This is a genomic window from Pseudomonas sp. P5_B2, assembly GCF_056400445.1.
Genome location: NZ_JBFULH010000670.1, coordinates 1 through 2113 on the forward strand (window position 1 = coordinate 1; position 2113 = coordinate 2113).

The window sequence follows — 2113 nt, forward strand, 5'->3', positions numbered from 1 at the left end:
CCTCCCCTTCTTACTCAACGAAATTCAATCCTGGTAGTCAGGCTACGATTACCAGGATCCGCGGCACAAAACCTTATCGGAAAGTAAAGACTGAGCACTTCACAGCGAATACTCAGCGATAGCCGAAATCCTTCTCACGCCCACGCTGCTGAAAGCGCTTTACGACCCCCTTTCAGTATCTAGGGCACAGTAGAGCAGCGACGCCAGCGAGTTTTCAGAAACAGCCCAAGGCTTTGATGCATCGATTAAGCGCTTTAACGCTACAGAAAGCGCTGCACGATATGCAAATGTGCGAGCTCCAAACCCTGTTAACCAGTTAAAAATGTTTAGGGGCAATCATGGCCACACCACGAATCTCCGCTTGCGTGTTTGATGCCTACGGGACTCTTTTCGACGTACATTCGGCGGTTGCAAGACATGCCGATGAGCTGGGTAAGCACGCTCGCGAAATATCGATCCTATGGCGCACCAAGCAACTGGAGTACTCGTGGGTTCATACCCTGATGCGGCGCCATACAGATTTCTGGACGTTAACCGAGGCAGCACTCGACTATGCCCTGGCTTTTTACAATGTGAAGAATGAGCGGCTAAAACAGACGTTACTAACAAGCTACCTGACGCTGGACGCCTACGCTGAAGTCCCAGCAGCATTGCACAGCCTTCGCGAAGCAGGCGTACGAACAGCGATCCTTTCGAATGGATCTCCCCGGATGCTGGAAAGCGCGGTTCGGTCTGCGGGTTTGGATATTTTGCTTGATGAGTGCCTTTCCATCGAGCAGGTACAAATCTACAAGCCAGATCCGGCAGCTTATGAGATTGCAGTAGCAACGCTGAATGTGTCGTCGACCAAAGAGGTCGCTTTTTTTTCATCCAACGCTTGGGATGCCATTGGGGCTCATGCGTTCGGTTTTCGCGCGTTTTGGCTTAATCGATCCAAGCAGCCCGAAGAATATGGGTTGTACGAAAAGGCGACGAAGCTCGAATCATTGAGCGGCATAGTCTCACGTGTGACTGCACAGATCTGTTAACTGGCACGAAGGCAGGACTCGGAGGAATCTGTCGGTGAATGTTGTGCGCGGGTTCACCCTGGAAGGCAGTGCAATAACTCAGTCGTTCGATACGACGCGCTCGATATCACCGACCACCATGGCAGCCAGCCTCTGCCGCAACGAGCTTACTTGTTCCGTGCCGTTCAACTGCTCAAATTGCCGTTGAGCCTCTTCCCATAGAGGCGCTGTTCTTTCAAACAAGTCTCGCCCCGCCTCGGTTAATTTAACCAGGCGACTCCTGGCGTCGGATGGCGAAGGACTGATCGAGATCAATCCATCGCGCTCCAGCAGGCCGGTCATTTTTCCCATCGCCGTGCGCTCGATGTCGAGCCGCTCAGCAAGGGTATTGATTGCAGCACTTCCCAACTCATTAAGCGCTGCCAGGGCAAGGTACTGAGTGATTCGAAGCCCCGAAGGCTCGAGCTGCGCATCATAGAAACGGGTGATCTGCCGGCTCGCCTTCCTAATGGCGGAACAGTTGCAATGGTCGATCCCTAGTGGTTGTTTCACCGGCAGCATCTCTACTTCCTCTTCACTACTGTTTGATTTTTTGTGCCCTGGGTATTCAGGTCACACATACACGTCGCGGTACTTTTCCACGAAGGCCTGCACCGACAGAGCGGGCGTACCGGTAACCTTCTCTATTACGTCGTTCTCACCCGCAAAGACGCCCTCACGGTAGTTCTGAGCAACCTCGACCAAATGCTGCACGAGAGCCGGTGGAAACTTGTACTCGTGCTCCATCTTATGCTCGAACGCCTCGATTGATGTCGGTGCGTACTGGATTTCCGCGCCTAGCACTTCGCTCATGGCGGCGGCGATTTCGGTGTGGTTCATTTCGACCGGGCCATGAAGGCTGTAGATCTTACCTTCGTGCCCCACTGGGTTGGCCAGGATATGGGCAATCACCCGGCCTTGGTCATCAGTAGCAATAGGCGCGTGACGGCCATTTTCAAAGGGGAACTCGATTTTTTTCTTGGCCCAGATTTCTTTTGCAAAGTGAGGATACGCCAGCCAGTCTGCGAAAAAAGTGGGGCGAAGATGCGTTGTCGGTACGCCCGACC

The 2113-nt window shown here is 53.3% G+C and carries 3 protein-coding genes; 1 reads left to right on the top strand and 2 read right to left on the bottom strand.

The features are described from left to right. The first annotated feature begins 338 nt into the window (after positions 1-338). The gene (locus AC1DRJ_RS25430; protein WP_477804586.1) at positions 339-1028 is read left to right on the top strand and encodes a haloacid dehalogenase type II; all 690 of its coding nucleotides are present in this window, start codon (positions 339-341) and stop codon (positions 1026-1028) included. A 78-nt stretch (positions 1029-1106) separates the two neighbouring features. Here the strand turns inward: AC1DRJ_RS25430 and AC1DRJ_RS25435 are convergent, their stop codons facing one another. Together AC1DRJ_RS25435 and AC1DRJ_RS25440 are read right to left on the bottom strand one after the other, a co-directional pair. Further along, on the bottom strand, positions 1107-1568 hold the full coding sequence (locus AC1DRJ_RS25435) for a MarR family winged helix-turn-helix transcriptional regulator (protein ID WP_477804587.1): 462 nt from the start codon (positions 1566-1568) through the stop codon (positions 1107-1109). A gap of 51 nt (positions 1569-1619) precedes the next feature. Then, positions 1620-2113: Rossmann-fold NAD(P)-binding domain-containing protein (locus tag AC1DRJ_RS25440; RefSeq protein WP_477804588.1), on the bottom strand; the 494-nt coding region annotated here is incomplete at its 5' end.